19 protein-coding genes are annotated in these 26,925 nt (G+C 73.3%); 11 read left to right on the top strand and 8 right to left on the bottom strand.

What is annotated here, in order from left to right:
• Positions 1-52: 52 nt before the first annotated feature.
• Both FFA01_RS11745 and FFA01_RS11740 read right to left on the bottom strand, forming a co-directional pair.
• Entirely contained in the window at positions 53-3,427 is a 3,375-nt protein-coding gene (locus tag FFA01_RS11745) for a DEAD/DEAH box helicase (RefSeq protein ID WP_167627357.1), read from the bottom strand.
• Between the two features lie 112 nt (positions 3,428-3,539).
• Complete coding sequence (locus FFA01_RS11740) at positions 3,540-5,132, bottom strand: MFS transporter (RefSeq protein WP_146856327.1); 1,593 nt, start codon at positions 5,130-5,132, stop codon at positions 3,540-3,542.
• A 75-nt stretch (positions 5,133-5,207) separates the two neighbouring features.
• Between FFA01_RS11740 and FFA01_RS11735 the strand changes: the two genes are divergently transcribed.
• The 4 genes from FFA01_RS11735 (at position 5,208) to FFA01_RS11720 (ending at position 12,093) form a co-directional block, all read left to right on the top strand.
• On the top strand, positions 5,208-5,882 hold the full coding sequence (locus FFA01_RS11735; protein ID WP_146856324.1) for a TetR/AcrR family transcriptional regulator: 675 nt from the start codon (positions 5,208-5,210) through the stop codon (positions 5,880-5,882).
• 100 nt (positions 5,883-5,982) lie between these two features.
• Positions 5,983-8,550, top strand: a complete 2,568-nt coding sequence (locus FFA01_RS11730) for a carboxylate--amine ligase/circularly permuted type 2 ATP-grasp protein (protein WP_146856322.1) — start codon at positions 5,983-5,985, stop codon at positions 8,548-8,550.
• A 157-nt stretch (positions 8,551-8,707) separates the two neighbouring features.
• Positions 8,708-9,586, top strand: a complete 879-nt coding sequence (locus FFA01_RS16285) for an HAD family hydrolase (protein WP_307725053.1) — start codon at positions 8,708-8,710, stop codon at positions 9,584-9,586.
• Complete coding sequence (locus FFA01_RS11720) at positions 9,583-12,093, top strand: glycoside hydrolase family 65 protein (protein ID WP_146856317.1); 2,511 nt, start codon at positions 9,583-9,585, stop codon at positions 12,091-12,093. Before FFA01_RS16285 ends, FFA01_RS11720 begins: the two co-directional genes overlap by 4 nt.
• A gap of 52 nt (positions 12,094-12,145) precedes the next feature.
• Here FFA01_RS11720 and FFA01_RS11715 read toward each other — a convergent pair whose 3' ends face one another.
• Positions 12,146-12,511, bottom strand: coding sequence for a hypothetical protein (locus FFA01_RS11715; protein ID WP_146856315.1), 366 nt, complete (start codon positions 12,509-12,511; stop codon positions 12,146-12,148).
• A gap of 60 nt (positions 12,512-12,571) precedes the next feature.
• Here FFA01_RS11715 and ligD point away from each other — a divergent pair, with 60 nt between their 5' ends.
• Entirely contained in the window at positions 12,572-13,588 is a 1,017-nt protein-coding gene (gene ligD, locus FFA01_RS11710) for a non-homologous end-joining DNA ligase (protein WP_182501128.1), read from the top strand.
• A 32-nt stretch (positions 13,589-13,620) separates the two neighbouring features.
• On the opposite strand, the gene FFA01_RS11705 is transcribed toward ligD, so the two are convergent.
• A complete protein-coding gene (locus FFA01_RS11705) occupies positions 13,621-14,727 on the bottom strand; it encodes an ATP-dependent DNA ligase (protein WP_167627356.1) in 1,107 nt (368 codons plus the stop codon).
• A gap of 39 nt (positions 14,728-14,766) precedes the next feature.
• Here FFA01_RS11705 and FFA01_RS11700 point away from each other — a divergent pair, with 39 nt between their 5' ends.
• Positions 14,767-15,063, top strand: coding sequence for a hypothetical protein (locus tag FFA01_RS11700; protein ID WP_146856313.1), 297 nt, complete (start codon positions 14,767-14,769; stop codon positions 15,061-15,063).
• 53 nt (positions 15,064-15,116) lie between these two features.
• A complete protein-coding gene (locus tag FFA01_RS11695) occupies positions 15,117-16,736 on the top strand; it encodes a molybdopterin-dependent oxidoreductase (RefSeq protein WP_244289823.1) in 1,620 nt (539 codons plus the stop codon).
• A gap of 50 nt (positions 16,737-16,786) precedes the next feature.
• Here FFA01_RS11695 and FFA01_RS11690 read toward each other — a convergent pair whose 3' ends face one another.
• Both FFA01_RS11690 and FFA01_RS11685 read right to left on the bottom strand, forming a co-directional pair.
• Complete coding sequence (locus FFA01_RS11690) at positions 16,787-17,530, bottom strand: response regulator (RefSeq protein WP_146856311.1); 744 nt, start codon at positions 17,528-17,530, stop codon at positions 16,787-16,789.
• Complete coding sequence (locus tag FFA01_RS11685; protein ID WP_146856309.1) at positions 17,527-19,170, bottom strand: ATP-binding protein; 1,644 nt, start codon at positions 19,168-19,170, stop codon at positions 17,527-17,529. Before FFA01_RS11685 ends, FFA01_RS11690 begins: the two co-directional genes overlap by 4 nt.
• Positions 19,171-19,348: 178 nt before the next feature.
• Between FFA01_RS11685 and FFA01_RS11680 the strand changes: the two genes are divergently transcribed.
• The 3 genes from FFA01_RS11680 (at position 19,349) to FFA01_RS11670 (ending at position 23,611) form a co-directional block, all read left to right on the top strand.
• Positions 19,349-20,905: a cation:dicarboxylate symporter family transporter gene (locus FFA01_RS11680; protein WP_146856307.1), complete on the top strand. Its 1,557-nt coding sequence runs from the start codon at positions 19,349-19,351 to the stop codon at positions 20,903-20,905.
• Between the two features lie 157 nt (positions 20,906-21,062).
• Positions 21,063-22,064: a zinc-binding dehydrogenase gene (locus FFA01_RS11675; RefSeq protein WP_146856305.1), complete on the top strand. Its 1,002-nt coding sequence runs from the start codon at positions 21,063-21,065 to the stop codon at positions 22,062-22,064.
• Complete coding sequence (locus tag FFA01_RS11670) at positions 22,061-23,611, top strand: flavin-containing monooxygenase (protein WP_208720911.1); 1,551 nt, start codon at positions 22,061-22,063, stop codon at positions 23,609-23,611. Before FFA01_RS11675 ends, FFA01_RS11670 begins: the two co-directional genes overlap by 4 nt.
• A 35-nt stretch (positions 23,612-23,646) precedes the next feature.
• Here the strand turns inward: FFA01_RS11670 and FFA01_RS11665 are convergent, their stop codons facing one another.
• Both FFA01_RS11665 and FFA01_RS11660 read right to left on the bottom strand, forming a co-directional pair.
• A complete protein-coding gene (locus tag FFA01_RS11665; RefSeq protein ID WP_146856303.1) occupies positions 23,647-25,770 on the bottom strand; it encodes a RecQ family ATP-dependent DNA helicase in 2,124 nt (707 codons plus the stop codon).
• A 116-nt stretch (positions 25,771-25,886) separates the two neighbouring features.
• A complete protein-coding gene (locus FFA01_RS11660) occupies positions 25,887-26,402 on the bottom strand; it encodes a DoxX family protein (RefSeq protein ID WP_146856301.1) in 516 nt (171 codons plus the stop codon).
• A 59-nt stretch (positions 26,403-26,461) separates the two neighbouring features.
• On the opposite strand from FFA01_RS11660, the gene FFA01_RS11655 reads away from it, so the two are divergent.
• Positions 26,462-26,914, top strand: a complete 453-nt coding sequence (locus tag FFA01_RS11655) for a DoxX family protein (protein ID WP_146856299.1) — start codon at positions 26,462-26,464, stop codon at positions 26,912-26,914.
• The last annotated feature ends 11 nt before the right edge of the window (positions 26,915-26,925 follow it).

Genomic DNA, 26,925 nt, shown 5'->3' with positions numbered 1-26,925 from the left:
AGGAGGCGCGGGTCGTCGACCCGCGCCTCCTCGGCCCGTCCGCGACGTCGCGTCAGGCGTCGAGGAGACCGCGGATGTCGTCGGCGGTGAGCGCCGAGCTGAAGACGGCGTCGTCGTCCATCACCGCGTCGAAGAGCTGCGCCTTCTTCTGCTGCAGCGCCAGCACCTTCTCCTCGATGGTGCCGTTGGCGATCATCCGGTAGACCATGACGTTCTTCGTCTGGCCGATCCGGTGGGTGCGGTCGACGGCCTGCGCCTCGGTCGCGGGGTTCCACCAGGGATCGAGCATGAAGACGTAGTCGGCCTCGGTCAGGGTCAGCCCGAACCCGCCGGCCTTGAGACTGATCAGGAACGCGGGGGCGTCGCCGGTCGTGAAGCGCCGGATCACCTCGGCGCGTCGCCGCGTCGACCCGTCGAGGTACTCGTGGGCGATGCCCCGCTCGTCGAGCCGAGCGGCGACCCGTCCGAGGAACGACGTGAACTGACTGAACACGAGCGCCCGGTGCCCGCCCGCCATCACGTCGTCGAGCTCGTCGATCAGCTGATCGAGCTTCGCGGACGGGATGTCGGCGTAGGCGTCGTCGAGGAGGGCGGCGTCGAGGGAGAGCATGCGCAGCAGCGTGAGCGAGCGGAACACGATGAACCGGTTGCGGTCGAGGTCGTCGATGAGGTCGAGCAGCTTGAGGCGCTCGCGCTGAAGGAACGTGTCGTAGAGCTCGCGGTGCGCCGGGGCGAGGTCGACGCGGAGCAGCTGCTCCTGCTTCTCCGGGAGATCGGTCGCGACGATCTCCTTGGTGCGGCGGAGGAGGAGCGGCCTGATGCGGCGGCGGAGGCGGTCGAGGTGCTCGGGTCTGCCGCCGGCCTCGATCGGCTTGACGTAGTTCTCGGTGAACGCGCTCGCGCTCGACAGCAGGCCGGGCGCGACGATGCGGAACAGCGCCCAGAGGTCCATCAGGCTGTTCTCGAGCGGGGTGCCGGTGATCGCGATGGTGACGGGGGCGCCCAGCTCGACGGCGCAGCGGTGCGCCTGCGACGCGCGGTTCTTGACGAACTGCGCCTCATCGAGCACCAGGGCGGCCCACTGGTTCCCGCGGTAGGTCGCCGCGTCGAGCCGGAAGAGCGCGTACGAGGTCACGACGACGTCGGGTGCGTCGTCGCCGGCCAGGGCTGCGGCCAGCCCGTGCCCGCTCTTCGCCTCGGTCGCCGTGACGCCCCGCACGACGAGTCCGGGGGTGAAGCGCGCCGCCTCGGACACCCAGTTCGCGACGACCGACGTCGGCGCCACGACGAGGAACGGGCGACGGTCGGCCGGCGCCTCGGTCTCGCGCACGTGGGCGATCAGGGCGAGGGTCTGCAGGGTCTTGCCGAGGCCCATGTCGTCGGCGAGCACGCCGCCGATCCGGTGCTCGTAGAGGAACGCCAGCCACTCGAAGCCCTCGCGCTGGTAGGGCCTCAGGGTCGCGGCGACCGAGGAGGGCACGGGCGGGGCCGCGACGGCGAGGGGCGCCTCGGGCTCGTCGCCGGCGACGGCGGCGCCGAGGGCCAGCAGGCCCCCGACGCTCTCGCGCCAGCGATCGGCCTGCACGGTCTCGTCGGCGAGGTCGTCGATCTCGGCCCAGAGGCTCGCCTGGTACCGGTTGATCCGCGGGCCGGCCTCCCACTCGTCGAGCGACGCGGCCTCGTCGAGCAGCCGCTTGAGCCCGTCGAACACCGGCGCCCCGAGCGAGAGGTACGACCCGTCGACGAGCAGCAGCTTGCGCTGACGCCTGGCGATGGCGGTGAGCAGGGGCGCCAGCGGGATGGTGTGGCCCTCGACCGTGACGAGCACGCCCAGGTCGAACCAGTCGCGCTTGTCGGTCTCGAGGGTGGTGACGGTGAGGCGGGGCGCGTCGGTCAGCTCGCGGTAGTCGGGGCGGGTGCCGACGAGGTCGACGCTCACGTCGGGTCGGGCCTCGAGTGCCGGCAGGGTGTCGGCCGCGAACTCGGCGGCCGCGATGCCGGTGAGCACCGCGTCGCGCGGGGGAGCGTCGAGCTCGCCGAGGGCCGGCACGGGCCCGTGCGCGTCGAGCGGCAGCCGTCGGCCGTCGATGGTCCAGCCCCAGGCGAGCCGGAGGGTGTGCCCCTTCTCGAAGGTGGCGGTGAGGCCGAGCGTCGGCGGCACGATCTCGGGGAAGACGACCGACGAGTCCGAGCTGACGACGTCCACGCTGCGGCGCAGCGACGGGTAGAAGTCGCGGAGGAACTCGTCGGCGTCTCCGGCCGGCACGACGAGCTCGGGGGTGACGGTCAGCAGGCGGCGCTGGTCGTCGTCGAGGGGTCTCGCCGTCGGGGCCAGGGTGATCTCGAGGGCGGGGGTGCGATCGGCCGTCCAGACCCCGTGGTCGCCGACGACCCCGGAGACCTCCGGCCGTCGGACGACGCCGTCGACGGCGACTCCGGCGGTCAGTCGCAGCGAGCCGTCGTCGGAGGAGACGGCGTCGACGGTGACCCGGGCCTCGGCGGCCACGATGACGTCGGTGGCCCGCTTGCCGGTGACGAGCGAGATGCCGAGCCGGTCGGCCTCGGCCAGCAGCGCCCAGAGCAGCGGACTCGAGAACTCGTCGAGATGCAGCCATTCGGCCTCGCCGGCCGTGTAGGTGGACACGGCCGAGCGGTGCAGGGCGGCGAACTGGCCGAACCAGGCGTGCTGCTCCGGTGCGATGGCGAGCCGGTTGAGCTGATAGGGGAGCGACGACCAGGTGAGCGTCCCACGGACCCAGTTGCCGGTGCCGCTGAGGGTGACGGGGCGCACGCCCAGCCGGGGGGCGGCGCCGGCTCGCGGGCCCGGTGCCGGGCGACCGAGCGATCGGCCCCGGGGCGAGTGCGCGCGGTCGCGCAGCTCGAAGAGCAGACCCATCGACGTCGTCCGAGCCGAGGAGGCGCGGGTCGTCCGCCCGATCGCCCCCACGACCGAACGCCAGTCGCCGTCGCCCGGGGTCGCCGTGGCGTCGGCCCGCCCCGTGCCCGCGAGGCCGGCGGGATCGACCGCCGCCGTGCCTCCGGACGCGGGGGAGGCGTCGCGACGCTGCGCGAGCGCCAGGGTGTTGCTCTGGAGCAGCAGGGCCGCGACGTGCTTGCACTCGCCGCCGATCGGGCAGCTGCAGGTGCTGCGGACCGGACGGCTGTATTCGCCCCGGGTGGCGCGCACGTCGACGACGCTGCGGTAGGGCTGCGCATCGGCGCCCTGGACCGTGCCGGCGATGCGCTCGGCGTCGGGATCCCAGGTGACCTCGAGGACCTGGCCCTGCCGGGCGTACTCCTTCGCGCGGTTGAAGGAGCGGGGCCCGACCAGCCGGATGACGTCGACCGCGTCGACGAGAGGCGCGACCGTCGAGAACAGGTGCGGCCCGTCGTCGAGCCCGTCGTCGAGCCGGTCGTCGTCGTGCATGCCGTCCATGATGTCAGCCGCCGCCGACAGTCGACGGCGCGCATCGAGGTGCCCCGTCGAGGGCGGTCGGGACCGCCCCGGACCCTCGACGGGGCACCTCGATGCGCGCGGGTCAGCGGGCGGTCGCGGGGGCCTCGGCGAGGGATCCGGTCGACCCGTGCGACGCGTCGTCCGTCTGCGGCACGCGGCGACGGAAGAGCAGCGCGGCGACGACGGCTCCGACCGCGAAGAAGCCGGCGCCCCACCAGTAGGCCGCGGCGTAGCCCGTGACGGCGGCCTCGGCCGCGACGGCGCCCGTGGTCGGCAGGTGGTCGGCGAGGTAGTCCGCCGTGGCGGTCGCGGCGAGGGTGTTCAGCAGCGCGGTGCCGATGGAGCCGCCGACCTGCTGGCTGGTGTTGACCATCGCCGAGGCGACGCCCGCGTGCCCGCGGTCGACGCCGAGCGTGGCGGTCTGGATCGACGCGGGCATGATCGAGCCCATGCCGAAGCCGAGCACCATCAGCGCCGGCAGCACGGTGGCGGCGTAGGTGCTGTCGAGGTCGAGGCGGGTGAGCAGCAGCATGCCGATCACGCCGAGGGTCATGCCGAACGGCACCATGATCTTCGGCCCGAAGCGCGGTACGAAGATGTTCGTCGACAGCTGCGCGGCCAGCACGAGCATGCCGATCATCGGCAGGAAGGCCAGGCCGGTCTTCGTCGGCGTGTAGCCGAGGGAGGTCTGCAGGTAGTACGTGACGAACAGGAAGATGCCGAACATGCCGGCGCCGGCGATCGTCACCGAGCTGTAGGCGGCGCCCCGGTTGCGGTCCAGCACGATCGACATCGGCAGCAGCGGGTGCTCGGCGCGACGCTGCCAGGCGACGAAGGCGGCGAGCAGCACGACGGCGATCACCAGGAAGCCCCAGGTCAGCGGAGAGCCCCAGCCCTCGTTCTCGGCGTTCGAGAAGCCGTAGACGAGCGAGAACAGCGCCGCCGAGACGAGCACGGTGCCGGGCACGTCGAGCTTGGGGCGCGGGCCCGTGCGGGTGACGTGCGAGACGAAGAGAGCCGCGCCGATGATCGCGACCACGGCGATGACGACGTTGATGTAGAGGTTCCAGCGCCACGAGGCGTACTGGGTCAGGAACCCGCCGAGCAGCAGGCCGATGGCGCCGCCCGCTCCGGCGATGGCGCCGAAGACGCCGAACGCCCGCGCGCGCTCCTTCGGGATCGTGAAGGTCGTGGTCAGCACGGCCAGGGCGGTCGGGGCGAGCAGTGCGCCGAACGCCCCCTGCAGGGCGCGGGCGAAGACGAGCAGACCGAAGCTGCCCGCGGCGCCGCCGAGGGCCGAGGCGAGGGCGAAGCCGATCAGGCCGATGATGAACGTGCGCTTGCGGCCGATCAGGTCGCCGACGCGGCCGCCGAGCAGCAGCAGGCTGCCGAAGGCGAGCGAGTAGGCGGTGATGATCCACTGGCGGTCGCCGTCCGAGAATCCGAGGTCGCTCTGGGCCGCGGGCAGGGCGATGTTGACGACGGTCGAGTCGAGCACGACCATCAGCTGGGCGAGGGCGACCGTGGTGAGGGTCCACCAGCGGCGCGACGAGGGGGCGGGCGGCGGGGTGGCGCCGGCGCGGCCGCCGGTCGTGGCGTGCACGGCATGGGCGGAGCCGGCGGGGGACGAGGAGGCGCGGGTGGCGTCGTCAGAAGAGGGGTGAGTCCGAGACATGGGGGCGAGCATATACGAGTCCGAGCAGTTTCGGATATGGCGAGTTTCGCAAAGCGGAGAGGTATGCTCGGCGGCATGACCGACAGGGGAGGCGAGGCGACGACGCCCGCCGAGAGCGACTCCGCCACCGAGACCGACCCCTCCGCGCCGGCGCGCCCCGGTCGCAAGCGCGACCACAGTCGAGACCCCGAGATCCTCCGCTGCACCATCGACGTGCTGGCCGAGACCGGCTTCGAGGGCATGACCATCGAGATGGTCGCCGCCCGGGCCAAGGCCGGCAAGGCCACGCTCTACCGTCGGTGGGCGTCGAAGGGCGAACTGGTGGTCGACGCCGTCGCCTGCCTCAAGCAGGGCGACGTCGACCTCGGCAGCCTGCCCGACACCGGCACCCTGCGCGGCGACCTCGTCGCGATGATCAAGCCGCACAGCATCGACGAGGCCGAGAAGAAGATGCGCGTCATGGCCGGCGTCGTCACGATGCTGTCGACCACGCCCGAGCTCGCCGACGCCGTCGACGCCGCCATCGTGCAGCCCCGTGCCGAGGCGAACCGGCTGCTCATGCGCCGCGCCCGCGATCGCGGCGAGATCGGCGCCGACACCGACATCGAGACGCTCGCCCTCGTGACGCCGTCGATGGTCTCGTACCGCGTCCTCGTGCTGCGCAAGCCCGTCGATCGCGAGTTCCTCGTCTCGCTCATCGACGGGGTGCTCCTCCCCGCGGCCGGTGTGAGGCAGACCGCCGAGGTCTGACGCCCTCCCGCGGGCCCGGCCCGCGCCTCCTCGTATTCCGATCGTGTGAACTCCTCATGAAACCGAGGACGACACCCGGGCCTCGCCGTAGGGTCGGGCCATGACTGCGGAGTTGACGCTGGGGGCCGAAGAGGAGCTGCACCTCATCGATGTCGAGACCGGGCGATTGTCCGCCAGGGCCCCGCACCTGCTCAGCAGGCTGCCGGCCGACAGGTTCGGCGCCGAGCTGCAGCGCACCACGGTCGAGACGAACGTCCCCGTGGTCTGGACGCTGACCGACCTGCGCCGCGAGATCCTCGAGCTCCGGCGCGAGCTCGCCGAGGTCACCGCGGCCGAGGGCCTCGCGATCGGCGCGGTCGGCACGGCGCCCCGATCGGAGTTCTCCGACTTCGAGCTCACCACCACCGGCCGCTACGGCCGCATGCACGAGCAGTACCGCCTGCTGGTCGACGAGCAGCTGATCTGCGGCCTGCAGGTGCACGTCGGCGTGGCCGACCGCGACATGGCCGTGCGGATAGCGGGCCGCGTCGCCCCCGTGCTGCCCGCCCTGCTCGCGCTGTCGGCGAGCTCGCCGTTCTGGAACGGCCAGGACACCGGATACGCCAGCATCCGCTCGATCATCTGGCAGCGCTGGCCCAGCGCCGGGGCCACCGGACCGATGCAGGACGCCGCCGAGTACGAGCGCCTCCTCGACGACCTCATCGGCTCGGGGGTGATCGCCGACGCGAAGATGGCCTACTTCGACGTGCGTCCCTCGTCGCACGCGCCCACCCTCGAGCTGCGCACCTGCGACGCCTGCCCTCTCGTCGACGACGCCGTGCTGATCGCCGGGCTGTTCCGGGCCGCCGTCCGCCGCGCCGAGCTCGACGTGCTCGACGACCGCCCGCACGAGCTCCGCGCCCAGCCCCTGCACCGCGCCGCCATGTGGCAGGCGGCCCGCAGCGGCCTCTCCGGCGAGCTGCTCGACCTCGAGGCGCACCCCACCCGGCTCCCGGCCCGCGAGGCCGTGCTCGGTCTCGTCGACCGCCTCCGTCCCCAGCTCGAGGAGCTCGGCGACTGGGACGACGTCCGCGAGCTCGTCCAGGGGACCCTCGCCCGGGGCAACAGCGCCGACCGGCAGCGCGCCGCCTTCGCCGAGCGCGGCGAGCTCGACGACGTCGTCGCCCAGGTGATCGACGAGACCCGCGGGCCGGCCGCCGGCGTCGGCGCCGCCCTGCCGACCCTCACCGGCTACCGCCTCCGCGCCGGCGACGAGGCCATCGGCCCCGGCCTCCACCCGCGCACCGCCTACACCGACATCGCCGCCTTCTTCCAGGGACTCGGCGCAGCCGAGATCGGCCGCCGCACCGCCGAACGCGACCGATGGGCCGAGGAGGCGCGCGTCGGCTTCGTCGTCGACGGTCACGAGGATCCGTTCCACTGCGATCTCGTGCCCCGCGTCGTCAGCCGGCACGAGTGGTCGCAGCTCGAGGCCGGCCTGACGCAACGGGCCCGCGCGATCGAGGCGTTCCTCCGCGACGCCTACGGCGAGCGCCGTGCCGTCGCCGACGGCATCCTCTCCGCGCACCAGGTGGTCGGGGCGGCCGGCTGGCGCGACGAGGCGACGCGCCTGCCGGCGGGGGCCGTCCGGGCACCCGTGCAGGGGTTCGACCTGATCCGCACCGAGTTCGGCGGCTGGCGCGTGCTCGAGGACAACGTCCGCTCGCCCAGCGGCGCGGCGTTCTCCCTCGCGGTCCGCGACCTCCTCGACGCCGTCGTCCCCGACGCCCCCCGACCCTCCGGCCTGCTCGATCCGACGACCGTGTTCGCCCTGCTGAGACGGACGCTGCTGGCCCGCACCGCGCCTCCCGGGCCGCACGAGGAGCGCGAACCCGTCGCCGCGCTGCTCAGCTCGGGTCCGACGAGCTCGGCCTGGTACGAGCACCGGGCGCTCGCCGAGGGGGCGGGGCTGCTGCTCGTGCAGCCGGCCGACCTCGCCGTGCGCGACGGACGCGTCGTGGAGGCGTCGACCGGCGCCGTCGTCGACGCGCTGTACCTGCGGCTCGACGACGAGCTCATCGACCTCGCGTCGCCCGACGACCCGCTGCTCGGCGTCCACCTGATGGACGTCGCGGAGGGCGGGGGAGTCGTGCTGGCCAACGGCCCGGGCAACGGCCTCGCCGACGACAAGGCGATGTACTGCGCCGTCCCCGACCTCATCTGGTACTACCTCGGCGAGAAGCCCCTCCTCGAGTCGGTGCCCACCTACCGCACGGGCGACCCGGCCGAGCGGCTGGCGGTGCTCGACCGCGTCGGCGAGCTCGTCACCAAGCCGGTCGACGGCCAGGGCGGGCACGGCGTGCTGATCGGGCCGTCGGCGTCGGCCGCCCGGGTCGCCGAGCGGCGGGCCGAGATCGCCGCCGATCCGGCGCACTGGGTCGCGCAGGAGGTCGTGCTGCTCTCATCGCACCCGACGCTGACCTCGAGCGGTCTGCAGCCCCGGCACGTCGACCTGCGCTGCTTCGTGTACCTCACCGGGGTCGAGCCCGGCGAGGCGGCGCTCGCCGACCTGGCCCTGACCCGCGTCGCGCCCGAGGGCAGCATGATCGTCAACTCGTCTCAGGGCGGCGGCGCGAAGGACACCTGGATCGTCGGACCGTCGGGCGGCGGGTCGGGCGCGATCGTCTGAGGCGCGGCGCCGGTCCGCGAGTCGGACTCCCGTCGGTCGCCTCCGACCTGCCACACTGATGGGCGGCCCCGCCAGCAGGTGCCGTCCCGCCTCATCGGATCGCCGCCGCTCCGAAGGCCTCCCCCGACCCACCCTCGCGCCCGAAAGAGAGCGGCCCGTGCCCGACACCTCCCCTCGCGACGCCGACCGACTCGCGCGGCTCGACGCTCTGCTCTTCGACCTCGACGGGGTCCTCACGCCGACCGCCGAGGTGCACATGCGGGCCTGGTCGCGTCTGTTCACCGAGTACTTCGCCCCGCGCGGCCTCGCGCCCTACACCGAGGCCGACTACTTCGAGCACGTCGACGGCCGTCCCCGTTACGACGGCGTCCGCGCGATGCTCGCCGCCCGCGGCGTGACCCTGCCCGAGGGGTCCGACGACGACGGCCCCGACGCGCCGACCGTCCGCGGCCTCGGCAACCGCAAGAACGCGGCCTTCGCCGCCGAGCTCGCCGAGAACGGCGTCACGCCCTACCCGGGGTCGGTCGCGTTCCTCGACCGGGCGATCGAGCTCGGCGTGCGGGTCGCGGTCGTCTCGAGCTCGCGCAACGCCGTGCCCGTGCTCGAGGCCGCGGGTCTCCGCGACCGGTTCGACGTGATCGTCGACGGCGTGGTCGCGGCGACCGAGGGCATCGCGGGCAAGCCGGCCCCCGACACCTATCTCGAGGGAGCCCGTCGTCTGGGGCTGACCGCGGCCGACTGCGTCGTGGTGGAGGACGCGCAGTCCGGCGTCGAGGCCGGCAGGCGCGGCGCGTTCGGCCTCGTGCTCGGCGTCGACCGCGGCACCGGCGCCCAGGCCCTGCTCGACTTCGGCGCGGACGTCGTCGTCGACGACCTCGGGGAGGTCGTCGACTCCCTGGGCTCCTCGCGGACGTCGGCCGACGGGCCGGCCGACCCGCCGCCTCCCGGGTCCGCTCCGAATCCCCGTCACACGACGCCCGGATCCCGCGCCCCATCGACCGACAGCAGCACCCGCCCCACGGAGGAACGCTCGTGAACCAGATCACGTCCGACCCGCTCGACCGCAGCCGGTTCCCCGTCGACGAGTGGGCCCTCGTCGAGGACGAGTACAACCAGGGCGACGAGGGTCGCACCGAGACGATCTTCGCCGTCGGCAACGGCTACCTGGGCCTCCGGGGCAATCCCGACGAGGGTCGAGGCGGTCACTCGTTCGGCACCTACATCAACGGATTCCACGAGACCTGGCAGATCCGCCACGCCGAAGAGGCCTTCGGCTTCGCCCGCGTGGGTCAGACCATCGTCAACGTGCCCGACGCGAAGGTGATCCGCCTCTACGTCGACGACGAGCCCTTCGTGCTCTTCGAGGCCGACATCCTGCGGCACTGCCGCCGCCTCGACTTCCGCGACGGCGTGCTGGTGCGCGACATCGAGTGGCGGACGCCGTCGGGCAAGCGCGTGCTGGTCAGCAGCCGCCGGCTCGTCTCGTTCGAGGAGCGCCACCTGGCGGTCATCGAGTACGAGGTCACGGTGCTCGACGCCGACGCGTCGCTGCTCATCTCGAGTCAGATCCTCAATCGTCAGGACCTCGGCGACGAGTACCACGCCGGGATGCGGGCCGCCGCCGACGCCTTCGACCCGCGCCGCGCCGAGTCGTTCGACGATCGCGTGCTGCAGCCGGTGCTGAAGCGCAACGGAGGCACGCGCGCGATCCTCGGCTACCGCACCACGAACTCGGGCATGACCATCGCCGTCGGGGCCGAGCACGACCTCGAGACCGAGAACGAGTGGGACGAGTCCTCGCAGATCGACGCCGACATCGCCAAGCACGTCTACCGGATCTCGGCGAAGGCCGGGAAGAAGGTCAGACTGACCAAGGCGATCGCCTATCACACGTCGCGGGGCGTGCCGCCGCGCGAGCTCGCCGACCGCTGCGACCGCACCCTCGACCGGGTGAAGGAGCGACCCGTCGCCGAGGTCTTCGAGGCGCAGCGCGCCTGGCTCGACGACTTCTGGACCAGGAGCGACGTCGAGATCGCCGGCCAGCCCGAGATCCAGCAGGCCGTCCGCTGGAACCTCTTCCAGCTCGCTCAGGCCACCGCCCGCACCGACGGACAGGGCATCGCCGCGAAGGGCGTGACGGGGTCGGGCTACGGCGGGCACTACTTCTGGGACACCGAGATCTACGTCCTGCCGTTCCTGTCGTACACGGCGCCCAACGTCGCCCGGAACGCCCTGCGCTTCCGGCTCGGCATGCTCGACGCCGCGCGCGACCGGGCCGTCGAGCTGAACCAGCGCGGCGCGCTGTTCCCGTGGCGGACGATCAACGGTCTCGAGTCGTCGGCCTACTACGCGGCCGGCACCGCCCAGTACCACATCGACGCCGACATCTCGCACGCCCTGAGCCAGTACGTGCAGGCCACCGGCGACCAGGACTTCCTCGAACGGGGCGCCGCCGACATCCTCGTCGAGACCGCGCGGCTCTGGGCCGACCTCGGGTTCTGGCGGTCCAACGGCGACCGCCGGTTCCACATCGACGGCGTCACCGGTCCCGACGAGTACACCACCGTGGTCGACGACAACCTCTACACGAACGTCATGGCGCGGGCGAACCTGCGGGCGGCGGTCCGCGCGGTCACCTGGCTGAAGAGCGACTCGCCGGCCGCGTACGACCGTCTGGTCGCCCGTCTCGGCCTCGGCGAGAACGAGGCCGCCGACTGGAGCCTCGCGGCCGAGGCGATGCACATCCCCTACGACGAGCACCGCGGCATCCACCCTCAGGACGCCCAGTTCCTCGACAAGGAGCTGTGGGACCTCGAGGCCACGCCCGCCAACAAGCGCCCGCTGCTGCTGCACTACCACCCGCTGGTCATCTACCGCTTCCAGGTGCTCAAGCAGGCCGACGTCGTGCTGGCGCTCTACCTGCAGGGCGACGAGTTCACGGCCGAGCAGAAGCTCCGCGACTTCGAATACTACGACGCGCTGACGACCGGCGACTCGACCCTCTCGGGCGTCGTGCAGTCGATCGTCGCCGCCGAGGTCGGGCACCACCAGCTGTCGCAGCAGTACTTCCTGTCGTCGCTGTTCGTCGATCTCGCCGACCTGCACAACAACACCGCGGACGGCGTGCACGTGGCGTCCACCGGAGGCATCTGGAGCGCTCTGGTCAACGGCTACGGCGGCATGCGCGACTGGCTCGGCACCTTCAGCTTCGACCCGCGTCTGCCGGGCGACTGGACCGACCTGGCCTTCCGCGTGCAGATCCGCGGCAGCCGCGTGCGGGTCGACCTGGCCCAGCACGAGATCGTCTTCACCGTCGAGAGCGGCGGCCCCGTCGACCTCTCGGTGCGCGACCAGCCCGTGCGCGTCACGCCGGAGGCTCCCGTCCGGGTCGCCCTCGACGACCAGGGTCCGCGCATCACGACGAAGGTGCCCACCACGAGCGACCTGCGCGGTCTCGTCCGCGCCGACGGCTCGGTCATCACCGCGTCGATCCCGACGATCAGCGTCGACCGCTACGACGCGGAGGACGACGGCGCGGCCTAGCCGCGGCGCCCGTCGGCCCGGACGCTCGCCGTCCGTCCACGACGGCGCGGGGTCAGAAGGGCCCGGCGGCCGATGCGATCGCCTCGAAGAGGGCGGTCGCGTCGTCGTCGCGGCGCTTGACGGAGGCGCCGATCGTCCCCGAGGGCGGGCGCAGCTCGCCGTCGATCCGCGTGCCCCCGTCGACCGGGGTGAAGGTCAGGCGGAACGCCAGGTCGCCCGTCGCCAACGCCGAGCGCCGTGACAGCACGGCGCCGGCGTCGTCGATGGTCGTGACCGTGAACGACGGGCTGGTCTGCACGGCTCGGCGCACGAGGCCCGCCAGCATCGCGGGCGGGAGGGCCAGATCCAGGGAGGCGCGGGTCAGGTCGGGATCGCCCCGCTCGATCCGGGGCCCCCTGGCTTCTCGAGGGCTGCTCATGCGCACAGGCTAGCGCTCTCGCCCGGGCCGCCGCCGCCGCACCGGACTACCGTCCCGCGCATGGCCTCCGAATCGACGACCCTCCGCGTGGGCGACCGCGACGTGCGGATCAGCAGCCCCTCGCGGGTGCTCTGGCCCGACCTCGGCGTCACGAAGCTCGATCTCGCCCGCTATCTGATCGAGGTCGGCGCGCCGTTCATCGAGGCGAACGGCGGCCGGCCGATCTCGCTGCAGCGCTTCGGGGGAGACGTCGACGGCGAGCAGTTCTTCTCGAAGAACCCGCCGCGCGGGACGCCCGACCACGTCCGGGCCGTGGACGTCACCTACCCGAGCAGGCGCGTGCATCCGCAGCTCGTGCTCGACGAGCCGGCCGCCGCCGTGTGGGCGGCCCAGATGAACACCCTCGTCTTCCATCCGTGGGCCTCGCGGGCCGAGCGTCCCGACCTCCCGGACCAGCTCCGCATCGACCTCGACCCGCAACCGGGCACGTCCTTCGCCGACGCCGTCGCGGCCGCCCTCGACCTGCGGACCGTGCTCGACGAGGCCGGGCTGACGGCGTTCGTCAAGACGAGCGGCAACCGGGGCCTGCACGTCTTCGCGCCGATCGAGCCGGAGCACGAGTTCCTCGAGGTCCGGCACGCCGTGATCGCGGCGGCCCGCGAGCTCGAACGCCGGACGCCCGACCGCGTGACGACCGCCTGGTGGAAGGAGGAGCGCGGCGAGCGCGTCTTCGTCGACTACAACCAGGCGAACCGCGACCGGACCATGGCCGGGGCCTGGTCTCCCCGGGCGCTGCCCCGTGCCTCCGTGTCCCTGCCCGTCACCTGGGACGAGCTGCCGACCGTGGATCCCGCCGAGCACACCGTGCTGACCGTGCCCGACCGGCTGCAGCGGAAGGGCGACCCCTGGGCCGGGATGCACGAGCGGCCGGGCCGCATCGACGCCCTCCTCGCCTGGTGGGACCGCGACCTGGCGGACGGGCTCGGCGAGCTGCCGTTCCCGCCCGACTTCCCGAAGATGCCGGGCGAGCCGCCTCGCGTGCAGCCGAGCCGCGCACGGGCGGCCGCGGCCGACTGAGGCGGGCGCCGCCCCGAGGAGGCGCGGGTCGTCTAGCCGAGCACCTCGTCCAGGTCGTAGGCCGTGGGCACCTCGAGCTGGTCGAACCCGCACGATCGCGGGTCGCGGTCGGGTCGCCAGCGGTCGAACTGCACCGTGTGCCGGAACCGGGAGCCCTCCATCTGGTCGTAGCGCACCTCCAGGACCCGTTCGGGTCGGAGCGGGACGTACGAGACGTCCGCGCCCGACGAGAAGCGGCTGCGGTCGGTCTCGGCGTGCACGACCTCGCCGTCGTCGTCGCGGGCCACGAGCGGGGCGAGCTCGTCGACGAGCTCGAGTCGTCGGGCGTCGGAGAAGGCGGAGACGCCTCCGACGTTCCGCAGCGCGCCGTCGGCGTCGTGGAGGCCGAGCAGGAGCGAGCCGACGCCCGTGCCGCTCTTGTGCACCCGGTAACCGAGCACCACCACGTCGGCGGTGCGGTGATGCTTGATCTTGAGCATGGTGCGCTTGCCCGGCGAGTAGGGGGCGTCGAGGGGCTTGGCGACGACCCCGTCGAGTCCGGCGCCCTCGAACTCCGCGAGCCAGCGCCGGGCGAGGACCACGTCGTCGGTCGCGCGGCTGACGTGCAGCGGAGCCCCCGCATGGCCGACGGCCTCGACCAGCAGGGCGCGGCGCTCGGCGAAGGGCGCGTCGAGCAGGTCGCGGTCGCCGAGGGCGAGGAGGTCGAAGGCGACGAAGAGCGCGGGGGTCTCGACCGAGAGGGCCGCGACGCGGGAGGCGGCCGGGTGGATGCGCTGTCCGAGCGCCTCCCAGTCGAGTCGTCCGTGATGAGGCTCGCCCGTCCGGACGACGATCTCGCCGTCGAGGACGCAGGGCCCCGGCAGCAGCTCGGCGAGCGAGGCCACGAGCTCGGGGAAGTACCGGGTCAGCGTCTTCGAGCCGCGGCTGCCGATCTCGATGTCGAGCGCCGGCCGGGCGTCGGACCGGTCGTCCGTGTCGCCGCCGGCTTCCGCCTCGCGACGGCGGGCGTAGACGATGCCGCGGAAGCCGTCCCACTTCGGCTCGTACGACAGCCCGCCGGGCACCGAGTCGGGTGCGGGGACCTCGGACACGGCCTTGGCGAGCATCGGGACGACAGGATGCGCGGCGTCGGGGATCATGACCCGAGTGTGCTCCGATCGGGCACCTAAGGTGTGGGGATGAAGACCCTGCACTACGCCGGAGCCCGCCTGACCGTGACCGACGAGCTGGCCGAGGTGCTCCTGGCCGCGTCGATGGAGTTCGCCGACGACGACCGGACCTTCCGGGTGCCCGTCGCCTGCCGCCTCGACGGCCGCGCCGAGATCGCCCAGCTGCTGCTCGGCCCCGGCATCCCGCTGCTCGTCGTCGACGCGTCGGACGCGGACGCCGCCGCCGGCGACCCGCCCGGGTCGGAGTCCGCCGTCGCTCTCGTCGCCGAGCTGATGGAGAGCCTCGCCGGCGACGACGACGACTGATCGGGCCCGTCGGGGCGGCCGGACCCCCAGGGGGCGCGGCCTAATCTGAGGGCATGTCCGTCCGACTCGAGAACCCGCCTCGCCCCGCCGACGTGGGGATGACGCCCCGCGCCTCCTCGGGCTGGGCCGCTCTGGCCGGCGTCGTCTCCGTCGCGGCGTTCCTGGCCTCGGCCGAGATCGTCGCCCTCGCCACGGGCCCGGGCGGCAGTCCGCTGTTCGGCGTCGGCTCGGCCGCCATCGACCTCGCGCCGGCCGCCGTCAAGAACCTGATGGTGTCGCTCTTCGGCACCGGCGACAAGGTCGCGCTCTTCGTGCTGATGGGCGTGCTGCTCGTCGTCATCACCGCCGGGGCCGGCGTCCTCGAATGGCGCCGCCCGCCCGGGGGCAAGGTCGTCTTCGGGCTCGGCGGCGTCATCGCGCTGGTCGCGGTGCTCACCCGGGCCGACGGCAGCTCGATCGACGGCGCCCCGACCGCCGTCGGGACCCTCGTCTCGCTCCTCGTGCTCACCACCCTCATGACGCGTCTGCGCCGGTGGACGACCTCGAGCGCGCCGGGCTGGGCCGCCGCCACCGAGCCGTCTCCGCCGCTGCGGGGCGAGGGCATGGAGCGTCGCGGGTTCCTCACGATGGCCGTCGCCGTCGGGGTCGTGTCCGCCCTGGCCGGGACCGGCGCGCGGATCGTCAACGCCACCAAAGCCGACGTCCGCGCCCTGCGCGACGCGCTGAGACTGCCGAAGCCCGCCGTCGCGGCCGACCCCGTACCGGCCGGCGCCTCGCTCGACGTCGACGGGATCACCCCCTACGTCACGCCGACCGGCGACTTCTACCGGATCGACACCGCCCTGCAGGTGCCCTCCATCGATCCCGCCGACTGGAGCCTGCGGATCCACGGACTCATCGATCGCGAGGTCACGATCACGTTCGACGAGCTGCTCGCCCTGCCGCTGGAGGAGCACTACGCGACGCTGAGCTGCGTCTCGAACGAGGTGGGCGGCGACCTGATCGGCACCGCGCTCTGGCTCGGCCACCCGATCCGCACACTGCTCGGTCGGGCGGGGCCCGCCGCAGACGCCGACATGGTGCTCTCGACCAGCAGCGACGGGTTCACCGCCGGCACCCCGCTCGACGTGCTGCTCGACGACGGCACCGATGCGATCCTCGCCGTCGGCATGAACGGCGAGCCGCTTCCGCAGCAGCACGGGTTCCCGGTGCGGATGGTCGTCCCGGGGCTGTTCGGCTACGTGTCGGCGACGAAGTGGGTCGTCGACCTCGAGGTCACGCGGTTCGCCGACGCCGAGGGCTACTGGACGCCCCGCGGGTGGGACGCCCTCGGCCCGGTCAAGCTCGAGTCGCGCATCGACACCCCGAAGGCGGGCGCGTCGGTCGACGCCGGCACCGTGCCGATCGCCGGCGTGGCGTGGCACCCGCACACCGGCGTCTCGCGTGTCGAGGTGCGGATCGACGGCGGCGAGTGGGTCGAGGCCGAGCTGGCCGACTCGGTGTCCGCCGACACCTGGGTGCAGTGGGTGCACCGATGGGACGCCGCGTCCGGGGACCACACGGTGCAGGTCAGGGCGACCGGCGCCGACGGCGTGACCCAGTCCGAGTCGCCGCTGCCTCCGGCGCCGAACGGCGCCGAGGGCTGGGACGAGCACACCTTCAGCGTGCGCTGACGCCGTGCGCTGACGCCGTGCGCTGACGTCGTACCGCGCGCCCGGCGCCGTCACCGCAGGCGGTAGGTGTTCTCGGGTCGGCCCGGGGTGCCGTAGCGCTGCTCGCGTCGGGCCAGCCCCGACGCCACGAGATGCTCGAGGTACCGCCGTGCCGTCACCCGGGAGACCCCCGCCGACGCGGCCACGCCCTCGGCGGTCCAGCGGTCGTCGGAGGCGCGCAGGACGGCGGTGACGCGGTCGAGGGTCTCGGGCGTGAGCCCCTTCGCCAGCACCGGGGGCGCCGCGGGCCGGAGGGTCGCGAGCCCGGCGTCGACGTCGCCCTGCGTGACGAGGCCGTCGCCGTCGCGCAGCGCCGTGCGGAAGGTCCGGTAGCCGGTCAGGCGCTCGGCGAACGCCGCGAAGGTGAACGGCTTGATGAGGTACTGGACGATGCCGAGCGAGACGGCGGCGCGCACCACGGCGACGTCGCGGACGGCCGTCACGGCGATCACGTCGACCGTCGACCCCGCCGAGCGCAGCGCACGGCAGAGCGACACCCCGTGGGTGTCGGGCAGGTTCATGTCGAGCAGGACCAGGTCGATGCCGGGATCGTCGCGCAGTCGCGCCAGCGCCTCGCGACCGTCGCGGGCGAGGCCGGCCACGGCGAACCCGTCGACGCGCTCGACGTAGGCGACGTGGGCCTCCGCCGTGAGGGGCTCGTCCTCGACCACGAGCACGCGGATCGGCGGCTCGGAGCCGTCGCGCCCCGCCGTCGGCGGCCCCGAGCCGGTCGACTCCGAGGAGGCGCGGGTCATCGCCCCGCCCCGCTCTCGTCCGGAGCGTCCGGGCCGTCGTCGTGCCGCGCGTCGGGGAACGTCACCGAGAAGACCGTCCCGCCGTCGCCCGTCGCCACGTGAATCCGTCCGCCGGCGCGCGACACCGCCTGTCGGACGAGGGCGAGCCCGACTCCGCGGCCGGTCTCGCCGGGCCGCTTGGTGCTGAATCCGCGGTGGAAGGCCCGCTCGACGTCGCCGACCCCCGGCCCGTCGTCGGCGACCTCGAACCGGGCCCCCGAGGTCTCGCGGACCGCGGTGAACCGGACGCCCGTCGTCGCCGCGTCGAGGGCGTTGTCGACGAGGTTGCCGAGCACCGTCACGAGGTCGCGCGGCTCGACGTCGACGACCCCGAGGAGCGGGTCGACGTCGATCACGAGCTCGACCGAGCGCTCGCGCGCCTGGGCGGACTTGCCGAGCAGCAGCGCCGCGAGGGTGGGCTCCTCGATCGACGCGACGAGGCTGTCCGCGAGCCGCTGGTCGACGTCGAGCTCGGTCGCGGCGAAGCGGAGGGCCTCGTCGCCGCGTCCGAGCTCGATCAGCGAGACGATCGTGTGCAGACGGTTCGAGAACTCGTGGGTCTGCGACCGGAGGGCGTCCGAGAGCGTCCGCATCGTCTCGACCTCGCCGGCGAGCTGGGTCAGCTCGGTGTGGTCGCGGAGGGTGGTCACGGTGCCGGAGGTGCGGGGCGCGCCGTCTCGACCCGCGCCTCCCGGGGAGCCGATCCCGGTCCGCTGCTGGTTGACGACCAGCACGCGGTCGTCCGTGACGTGCACCTCGTCGTCGGCCCGCCGGCCGTCGACGAGGAGCTGCGCCAGCGAGTCGGGCAGGTCGAGTCGGTCGAGCGGCACCGGTCGGTCGACGCCGCCGGGCGGCAGGTCGAGCAGGTGGGCGGCCTGGTCGTTGTAGAGGGTGAGCCGCCCGCGGTCGTCGACGAGCAGCAGCCCCTCGCGCACGGAGTGCAGCACGCCCTGGTAGTAGTCGAGGAGCCGTCCGAGCTCCTCCGGCCCGCGCCCCCGCGTCACACGCCGGAGGTACCGGCTGAGCAGCCACGAGCCGAGGGCGCCGATCAGCACGGTCGCCGCGGCCGCCAGGAGGACCGGGGGGAGGCGCTGGCCGAGCGCGTCGGCGATCGCCAGCACGGTCACCCCCGCGGCGACGATCGCCACGACCTCGCCGTCGGCGTCGCGCACGGGGACGACCGCGCGCACCGAGGGCCCCAGGGTGCCGGCGTACGTCTCGGTGAACGAGCGCCCGTCGAGGGCCGGTGCGATGGTGCCGACGAAGGGGCGTCCGATCTCGTCGGGGTCGGGGTGCGTGTACCTCGTGCGGTCGGGGGCCATGATCGTGACGAAGTCCGTGGACGTGTCGCGCATGAGGTCGAGCGCGTAGGGCTGCAGGGTCGCGCTCGGGTCGCTCGTGGCGAGGGCGTCGACCACGAACGGGTTGTCCGCGACGCCCGTGGCGAGGGCCAGACAGGCGCGGGCGGCCGACGCGTCGGCGTCGGCCCGGGCCGAGCGGATCGTCCAGACCGTCGCGATGGCGGCGATCAGCACGACGAAGACGACCTGGAGGGCGAACAGGCGTGCGGCGATGCTCCACCTCGGGTGGGGTCTGATCATCGGGTCGCTCCTCGCTGCGCTGCGCGGGATCCATCATGACGCACGGTCGGACGCCGCACCGCCGCGACCAGTATGACCAGAACCTCGACCCGGACCGCGACGCGCGCCAAGCTCGCCCGAACGCACTCCGCAGACCGTCGACGACGACGCCGCCGGTCATGAGAACGAGGAAGTCCCCATGGCAAAGACGCACAAGGGCCCCACGACCCCCGCCCCCGGCGGCTCGACCCTGGCGAACGGCGTCCGCTCCCGCCGCCGCATCGACCGTTCGCACTGGCTGTACATCGCCGTCATCGTCGCCGTCGCGGCCGGCATCGTCGTCGGGCTCACCGCGCCCGATGTGGCCGTGCAGCTCAAGCCGATCGGCACCGCCTTCGTGTCGCTGATCTCGATGATGATCGCACCGGTCATCTTCTGCACCATCGTGCTCGGCGTCGGCTCGATCGCGAAGGCCGCGACCGTCGGCAAGGTCGGCGGGCTCGCGCTCGGCTACTTCATCGCCATGTCGACCTTCGCGCTCGCGATCGGTCTCGTGGTCGGCAACCTCATCCACCCGGGCGAGGGGCTCATGGTCGGCTCCACCGGCTACGAGGCCCCGGCGGCCGAGGAGGCGGGCGGCACCGCCGCGTTCCTGCTGGGCATCATCCCCGAGACGCTGGTCTCGTCGCTGACCAGCGGATCGATCCTGCAGACGCTCTTCGTCGCGCTGCTGGTCGGCTTCGCCCTGCAGCGCATGGGGGACCGCGGCAAGACGATCCTCGAGGGCGTCCGCAACCTGCAGCTGCTCGTCTTCCGCATCCTCGCCATGATCATGTGGGTCGCCCCGATCGGCGCCTTCGGCGCGATCGCGGCGGTCGTCGGCGAGACCGGCGTCGCCGCCATCGTCGCCCTCGGCACGCTGATGGTCGCCTTCTACATCACCTGCATCCTCTTCGTCGCCGTCGTGCTCGGCACGATCCTGAAGCTCGTCACGGGCGTCAACATCTTCCGGGTGATGAAGTACCTCGGCCGCGAGTACCTGCTGATCGTCTCGACGTCGTCGAGCGAGGTCGCGCTGCCGCGTCTGATCGCCAAGATGGAGCACCTCGGGGTCTCGAAGCCCGTCGTCGGCATCACGGTGCCCACCGGCTACTCGTTCAACCTCGACGGCACGGCGATCTACCTGACCATGGCCTCGCTGTTCATCGCCAACGCGATGGGCACGCCGCTGAGCGTCGGAGAGCAGGTCTCGCTCCTGCTGTTCATGATGATCGCCTCGAAGGGCGCGGCGGGCGTCACCGGCGCGGGCATCGCGACCCTGGCGGGCGGGCTGCAGGCGCACCGTCCGGACCTCGTGGACGGCGTCGGCGTCATCGTCGGCATCGACCGGTTCATGTCGGAGGCGCGGGCGCTGACGAACTTCACCGGAAACGCCGTCGCGACCATCCTGGTCGGCACCTGGACCAGGCAGATCGACAAGGAGCGCGTCGAGACGGTGCTCTCGGGCGGGGCCCCCTTCGACGAGGCCACGATGAACGCCGACGGGCACGGCGCCTCGTACGAGGCGTCCGACGGCGCCGCGGAGGTCGACGGGACCGCCGCGGACGGACGCACCGGGGGCCCGGGATCGCTCGAGGGCACCTCGCCCGACCGCATCTCGACCGGTTCGCTGCACGCCATGGTCGGCACCGACGGCCGTCGCGCCGAGGAGCACCTCGCCGAGGGTGTCTCCGACGACGAGCGCCGACGACGCTGACGCCGGCGGCCTCGGACGGCGCCCGACCCCTCGTCCCGGCGAGGGGTCGAGCGCCGTCCGAGCCTCGTCCCGGGGTCGCGGCGTAACGTCCACCTCGCGGAACGGACCCACCGGTCAGAGCAGACCGGGTCGAGGCCGCCGCAGAACGGATTCGAGAATGCTCGCCGGACGTCTCTCCCTCGCCACCCGTCGTCTCTCCGTCGAGGAGGTGCCGACGCCCGACGCCGGCCCCGGAGAGGTCCGCATCGCGGTGGCCGCCGCGGGCGTCTGTCTCAGCGACGTGCACCTGATCCAGGGGGCGCTCACGCCCCTGCACCTCCAGGGCGACGTCGTCACCCTCGGCCATGAGGTGGCCGGCACGGTGGACCAGGTCGGCGACGGCGTCCGGCACCTCAGCGTCGGCGACCGGGTGCTGCTGCAGGCCGGCGAGGAGCGCGACGGCACGGTGCACACCCGCGGGGTCGACTACGACGGCGGCTGGGCCGAGTACGCCGTGGCCCGCGCGGACACCGTCGTGCCGATCCCCGACTCCCTGCCCTTCGAGCAGGCCTGCTTCATCCCCGACGCCGTCTCGACGCCATGGGCCGCACTGACGACCACGGCGCAGACCCGTCCCGCCACGGCCGTGGGCGTCTGGGGCGTCGGCGGTCTCGGCGCGCACGCCGTCCAGCTGCTGGCTCTGCTCGGCGCGGCGCCGATCATCGCCGTCGACCCCCTGCCTCGCGCCCGCGAACGGGCACTCGCCTTCGGGGCCGACGTCGCGCTCGATCCGGCCGACCCCGGTTTCGCGCAGGCGATGGGGGCCGCGACGGGCGGGGCGGGCCTGGCCCGGGCGTTCGACTTCGCCGGGGTGCCCGCGGTGCGCGAGCAGGCCGTCGCCTGCCTCGGCTACCGCGGCAGGCTCACCCTCGTCGGTCTGACCGACCAGCCGATCACCGTCGCCGACGGCACGAGGTTCAGCTACCTGCAGCAGCAGATCCTCGGTCACTACGGCTCCGAGCCCGCCGACGTGACGACGCTCGTGGCCCTCACGGCCCTCGGCCGACTCGAGTTCTCCCGCTCGGTGAGCGCGACCGTGCCGCTGGCCGAGGCCGCCCGCGCCGTCGAGATGCTCGAGCGCAAGGAGGGCGACCCGATCCGCATCGTGCTGGTCCCGTGACCGACCCGACCCGCGCCTCCACGGCGTCCGGACCCGGGGTCCCCGTCGACGGCGCGTCCGAGCACGTCGACCTGCTCGTGATCGGGGCGGGCCTGTCGGGCGTCGGCATCGCCGCGCGCCTGCGTCGGGACCACCCGGCGCGCAGCCTCGCCGTCGTCGAGGCGCGCCACGCGATGGGCGGCACCTGGGACCTCTTCCGCTATCCCGGGGTGCGCTCGGACAGCGACATGTTCACGCTGGGCTACGCCGATCGTCCCTGGCGCGACCCGCGGTCGATCGCTCCCGGCGAGGCGATCCGCGACTACGTGCGCGACACCGCCGTCGAGACCGGCGTGGCCGACCTCGTGCGATACGGCCACCGGGTCGTGGCCGCCGACTGGTCGTCAGCCGACGCGCGCTGGACGATCACGATGGAGGTCACCGGACCCGGAGGAGGCACGGAACCGGTCCCGCCGACCCGGCGCGTCACGATCACCTGCGGCTTCGTCGTCGTCTGCTCGGGGTACTACCGCTACGACGAGGGCTGGTCGCCGGAGTTCCCGGGGCGCGCGGACTTCGCCGGCCGGGTCGTGCATCCGCAGCACTGGCCCGTCGACCTCGACGTGTCCGGCAAGCGCGTCGTCGTGATCGGCTCGGGCGCGACGGCGGTGACGCTCGTGCCGGCCCTCGCGGAGCAGGCGGAGCACGTGACCATGCTGCAGCGGTCGCCGACCTACGTGCTCTCGCTGCCGTCCCGTCGCAAGGAGCCCCGGGCCTGGCGCCGCCTGCTGCCGAGGTCCGTCGACGACCGTCTGGTCCGGTGGCGGAGCATCGGCATGGCGCTGCTCAGCTATCAGGCGAGTCGCCGGTCACCCGAGCGGATGAAGGCGTTCCTGCGCTCGGGCGTCGAGCGCCGCCTGCCCGAGGGATTCGACGTCGACCGGCACTTCCAGCCGAGCTACGACCCGTGGGACCAGCGCCTCTGCATCACCCCCGACGGCGCGCTCTTCCGGAGTCTGAGGTCCGGCGCGGCGTCGGTCGTCACCGACGGCGTCGATCGCTTCACGGCCGAGGGCGTCCGTGTGGAGGGGCGCGACGGTCAGGAGGCGCGGGTGCTGCCCGCGGACGTGGTCGTCACGGCCACCGGGCTGAATCTGCTGCTCTTCGGAGGTCTGCGCCTGTCGATGGACGGCGAGCCCGTCGACCCGGCCACGAAGCTGACCTACAAGGGGTTCATGCTGGCCGACGTGCCGAACTTCGCGTTCGCGATCGGCTACACCAACGCGTCGTGGACGTTGAAGATCGACCTGGTGGGCCGGTACCTGTCGCGTATGCTGCGCCGCATGGACCGCCGCGGCCTCCGTTCGGCCACGCCGGTCGCACCGGCGGACCCGGGGCGGACCAGCCCGTTGATCGATCTGACGAGCGGCTACGTCACCCGGGGGATCCACCTGATGCCCCGCCAGGGCGCGAGGTCGCCCTGGCGGTTGCACCAGAACTACCCCCGCGACGTGTGGCTGATGCGGCACAGCACCCTGACCCGTGACGGCATGCGCTTCTCACGCTGAGGGCGGGGTGCGCGGGACGGAGGTACCGGCGACCCTCAGCCGACCACGCCGAGGGCGAACGGCAGCACGGCCCTCGCCCCGGCACGGCGCAGCTCGCGACCGGCCACCGTCATCGTCCAGCGGCTGTCGACGAGATCGTCGACGAGCAGCACGGGTCCGTCGACGCCGGCCAGCGCCTCGGCGAGTTCGGGCCCGACCGTGAACGACTGCCAGACGTCGGCGAGCCGGTAGACGCTGTTCCCGCCCTGGCCGCGCCCGGTCGAGGGCCGCGTGCTCGACAGCGTGCCGAGCAGAGGGAGACGTCCGACGGTGCTGATCGCCTCCGCGAGCGACCCCACGAGCTGCGGACGCGAGCTCGACGGCATCGCCACCACGCCGACGGGACGCTCGGCCCACGGCCACTCCTTGAGCACCCGGACCACGCCGTCGAGCAGGTGCGTGGACAGCGGCGCGTCCGCCGCCGTGGTCGCGAACACCTCGCGCAGCGTGTTGCCCCAGCCGAGGTCGGTGAGCCGGGCGAGGGCTCGGCCCTGCTCGATGCGCTCGCCCTCCGCCAGCTTGCCCTTGACGGGCACCCCCGCGCGGTCGGCGCCCGTCGGCCACTGGGCGCGCGGGTCGATCTCGACGCCGACCCGATCGAGCGAGCTCGAGGCCGAGGTGGCCGCATCGCCCGTGATCCCGGTCGGGTACCACGCGCCCGCGCACACGTCGCAGCGGCCGCAGGGCTTCGCGTCGGGGTCGTCGAGATCGACCTGGAGCATCTGCATGCGGCAGGTGGTCGCGCGCTGATAGGCGAGCATCGACTCCTGCTCGGCGACGCGGGCGGCTGCGATCCGGTCGTATCTCTCGCCGTCGTAGACCCAGGGGGTGCCGGTGCTGACCCAGCCGCCCTGCACGCGCCGGACGGCGCCGTCGACGTCGAGCACCTTGAGCATCAGCTCGAGGGGCGTGCGCTTCACGTCGACCCGTGCCTCGAGGGCCGGGGTCGACAGCGGGGCATCGCCCAGTTCGGCGAGCACGGCCGACGCGCGAGCCTCGGAGGGCATCGACGCGGTCGCGAAGTACTGCCAGATCTCGGCGTCCTCCGTGCCGGGCAGCAGGAGCACGTCGGCGTTGTCCGTGGCCCGACCGGCGCGGCCGATCTGCTGGTAGTACGCGACGGGCGACGACGGCGCCCCGAGGTGCACGACGAAGCCGAGGTCGGGCTTGTCGAACCCCATGCCGAGGGCGCTCGTCGCCACGAGGGCCTTGAGGTCGTTGTCCTTCAGGCGCTGCTCGAGCTGCTCGCGTTCTTCCGGGTCGGTGCGACCCGAGTACGACCGGACGTCGTGCCCCGCCTCGCGCAGGAGACGGGCGGTGTCGTCGGCGGCCGCGATGGTCAGGGTGTAGATGATGCCGCTGCCCGGGAGATCGACGAGGTGGCTGAGCAGCCAGCCGAGCCGGTCGCGCGAGGTCGGCAGCTGCAGCACCCCCAGCCGCAGGGAGGCGCGGGCCAGCGATCCGCGGATGGTCAGGACGTCGTCGCCCGGCCCCACCGCGAGCTGCTCGGCCACGTCGGCGACGACGCGCGCGTTGGCCGTCGCGGTCGTCGCGAGGACGGGCACGCCCGAGGGCAGGGTGCGGATCAGGTCGGCCAGGCGGCGGTAGTCGGGTCGGAAGTCGTGTCCCCAGTCGGAGATGCAGTGGGCCTCGTCGACGACGAGCATGCCGAGCCGGGCGATCAGCACCGGCAGCTGCTCGTCGCGGAACCGGGGGTTGTTGAGGCGCTCGGGCGAGACGAGGAGGACGTCGATCTCGTCGTCGACGAGCTGCTGCTGGACGTCGGACCACTCATGCGCGTTCGCGGAGTTGACGGCGACGGCGCGGACGCCGGCCCGGCGGGCGGCGGCGACCTGGTCGCGCATCAGCGCGAGCAGCGGGGAGACGAGCAGGGTCGGCCCGGTGCCGCGGCGGCGGAGCAGCAGCGTCGCGATGAAGTAGACGGCCGACTTGCCCCAGCCGGTGCGCTGCACGACGAGCGCGCGACGCCGGTCGGCCACCAGCGCCCGGATCGCCTCGAGCTGGCCGTCGTGGAACACGGCGTCGTCACGGCCGGTGAGGGCGCGGAGCAGCTCGAGGGCCTCGGCGTCGATGTCGGTCGCGGTGCTCGTCGGTGTCATGCGCCCATGGTGTCAGAGGCCACCGTCAGCGCCGGCGACACCGGACGGCGCGACGACTCCGCGAGGAGTCGCCGCGCCGGGGGAGGGGAGGACGAGGCGGGGTCGGTGGACGGAGCTCAGTCCGCGTCGGGAGCCGGGGTCTCGGCGGGCGTCGCGCGACGGCCGAGCTCGACCGCCACGAACGACGCGATCACGCCCGCGACGAGGGCGAACACCGTGCCGCCCGCGCCCCACGACCTCCTGCCGAAGACCTGGTCGATCGACGGGCCTCCCGGGCCGGCCGCGACGGCGGCCGCCGCCGCGATCAGCACGGCGTTGTACTCGTAGCCGCCCTCGGTGTTCCACGGGCCCTTGGCGGCGTGCACCTTGCGGATGGCGGTCACCATGGTGCCGACGATCCCGGCCGCGGCCAGCGGGGTGGCCGCGCCCAGGGCGAGAGCGGCCCCGCCGGCGGTCTCGGTGACGGCGACGAGGCGGGCGTTGCGGGCCGCGGGGTGCATGCCCGTGCCGGCCATCATCTGCTCGGTGCCGGCCAGGCCGGGCCCGTCGAAGGCGCCGGTGAGCTTCTGCAGGCCGTGGCCCACGAAGAAGCCGCCGACGGTGAGGCGGAGGAGTGTGGATGCGAGGCTCATGGCTCGTTCCTACCCCGACCGGGTCGCGAGCGCCCGCCCGGGGGGAGCAGACTGGGCGGATGGCCCGCCGACTCACACGCCCCCGCCCCACCTCCCTCCCGCGCACCATCGGGCGCCTCGCCCTCGGTGCGATGCTCGCCTTCGCCGGAACGAGCCACCTCACCTTCGCCCGGGACGACTTCCGCGCGCAGGTGCCCGAGTGGCTCCCGTTCGACGAGGACGCCGTCGTGCTCGCCTCCGGCTTCGTCGAGATCACCCTCGGCGGCGCGCTGCTCGTCCTCGGCAGGAAGCGGGTGGCCGTCGGCTGGCTCGTCGCCGCGTTCTTCGTGGCGATCTTCCCCGGCAACATCTCGCAGCTCGTCACGCACACCAGCGCGTTCGGGCTCGACACCGACACGAAGCGCGCCGTCCGTCTGATCGGCCAGCCCCTCCTCGTGCTGCTCGCCCTCTGGTCGACCGGCGCCTGGCGCGACCGTCAGGCCCTCCGCGCGCAGCTGACCTCCTCGAAGTAGCGCTCGCGGGC

This window comes from Frigoribacterium faeni, from assembly GCF_007988805.1.
GTDB classification, from domain to species: Bacteria; Actinomycetota; Actinomycetes; order Actinomycetales; family Microbacteriaceae; genus Frigoribacterium; species Frigoribacterium faeni.
Note: the sequence above shows the minus strand (reverse complement) of the source record. Positions and strands in the feature narration are given on the sequence as shown.

Excerpts from the sequence above, each read along its gene's own strand:
- FFA01_RS11745 (WP_167627357.1), bottom strand. The coding sequence starts at position 3,427 with ATGCACGACGACGACCGGCTCGACGACGGGCTCGACGACGGGCCGCAC.
- FFA01_RS11740 (WP_146856327.1), bottom strand. The coding sequence starts at position 5,132 with ATGTCTCGGACTCACCCCTCTTCTGACGACGCCACCCGCGCCTCCTCG.
- FFA01_RS11735 (WP_146856324.1), top strand. The coding sequence starts at position 5,208 with ATGACCGACAGGGGAGGCGAGGCGACGACGCCCGCCGAGAGCGACTCC.
- FFA01_RS11730 (WP_146856322.1), top strand. The coding sequence starts at position 5,983 with ATGACTGCGGAGTTGACGCTGGGGGCCGAAGAGGAGCTGCACCTCATC.
- FFA01_RS11715 (WP_146856315.1), bottom strand. The coding sequence starts at position 12,511 with ATGAGCAGCCCTCGAGAAGCCAGGGGGCCCCGGATCGAGCGGGGCGAT.
- ligD (WP_182501128.1), top strand. The coding sequence starts at position 12,572 with ATGGCCTCCGAATCGACGACCCTCCGCGTGGGCGACCGCGACGTGCGG.
- FFA01_RS11705 (WP_167627356.1), bottom strand. The coding sequence starts at position 14,727 with ATGATCCCCGACGCCGCGCATCCTGTCGTCCCGATGCTCGCCAAGGCC.
- FFA01_RS11700 (WP_146856313.1), top strand. The coding sequence starts at position 14,767 with ATGAAGACCCTGCACTACGCCGGAGCCCGCCTGACCGTGACCGACGAG.
- FFA01_RS11695 (WP_244289823.1), top strand. The coding sequence starts at position 15,117 with ATGTCCGTCCGACTCGAGAACCCGCCTCGCCCCGCCGACGTGGGGATG.
- FFA01_RS11690 (WP_146856311.1), bottom strand. The coding sequence starts at position 17,530 with ATGACCCGCGCCTCCTCGGAGTCGACCGGCTCGGGGCCGCCGACGGCG.
- FFA01_RS11685 (WP_146856309.1), bottom strand. The coding sequence starts at position 19,170 with ATGATCAGACCCCACCCGAGGTGGAGCATCGCCGCACGCCTGTTCGCC.
- FFA01_RS11680 (WP_146856307.1), top strand. The coding sequence starts at position 19,349 with ATGGCAAAGACGCACAAGGGCCCCACGACCCCCGCCCCCGGCGGCTCG.
- FFA01_RS11675 (WP_146856305.1), top strand. The coding sequence starts at position 21,063 with ATGCTCGCCGGACGTCTCTCCCTCGCCACCCGTCGTCTCTCCGTCGAG.
- FFA01_RS11665 (WP_146856303.1), bottom strand. The coding sequence starts at position 25,770 with ATGACACCGACGAGCACCGCGACCGACATCGACGCCGAGGCCCTCGAG.
- FFA01_RS11660 (WP_146856301.1), bottom strand. The coding sequence starts at position 26,402 with ATGAGCCTCGCATCCACACTCCTCCGCCTCACCGTCGGCGGCTTCTTC.
- FFA01_RS11655 (WP_146856299.1), top strand. The coding sequence starts at position 26,462 with ATGGCCCGCCGACTCACACGCCCCCGCCCCACCTCCCTCCCGCGCACC.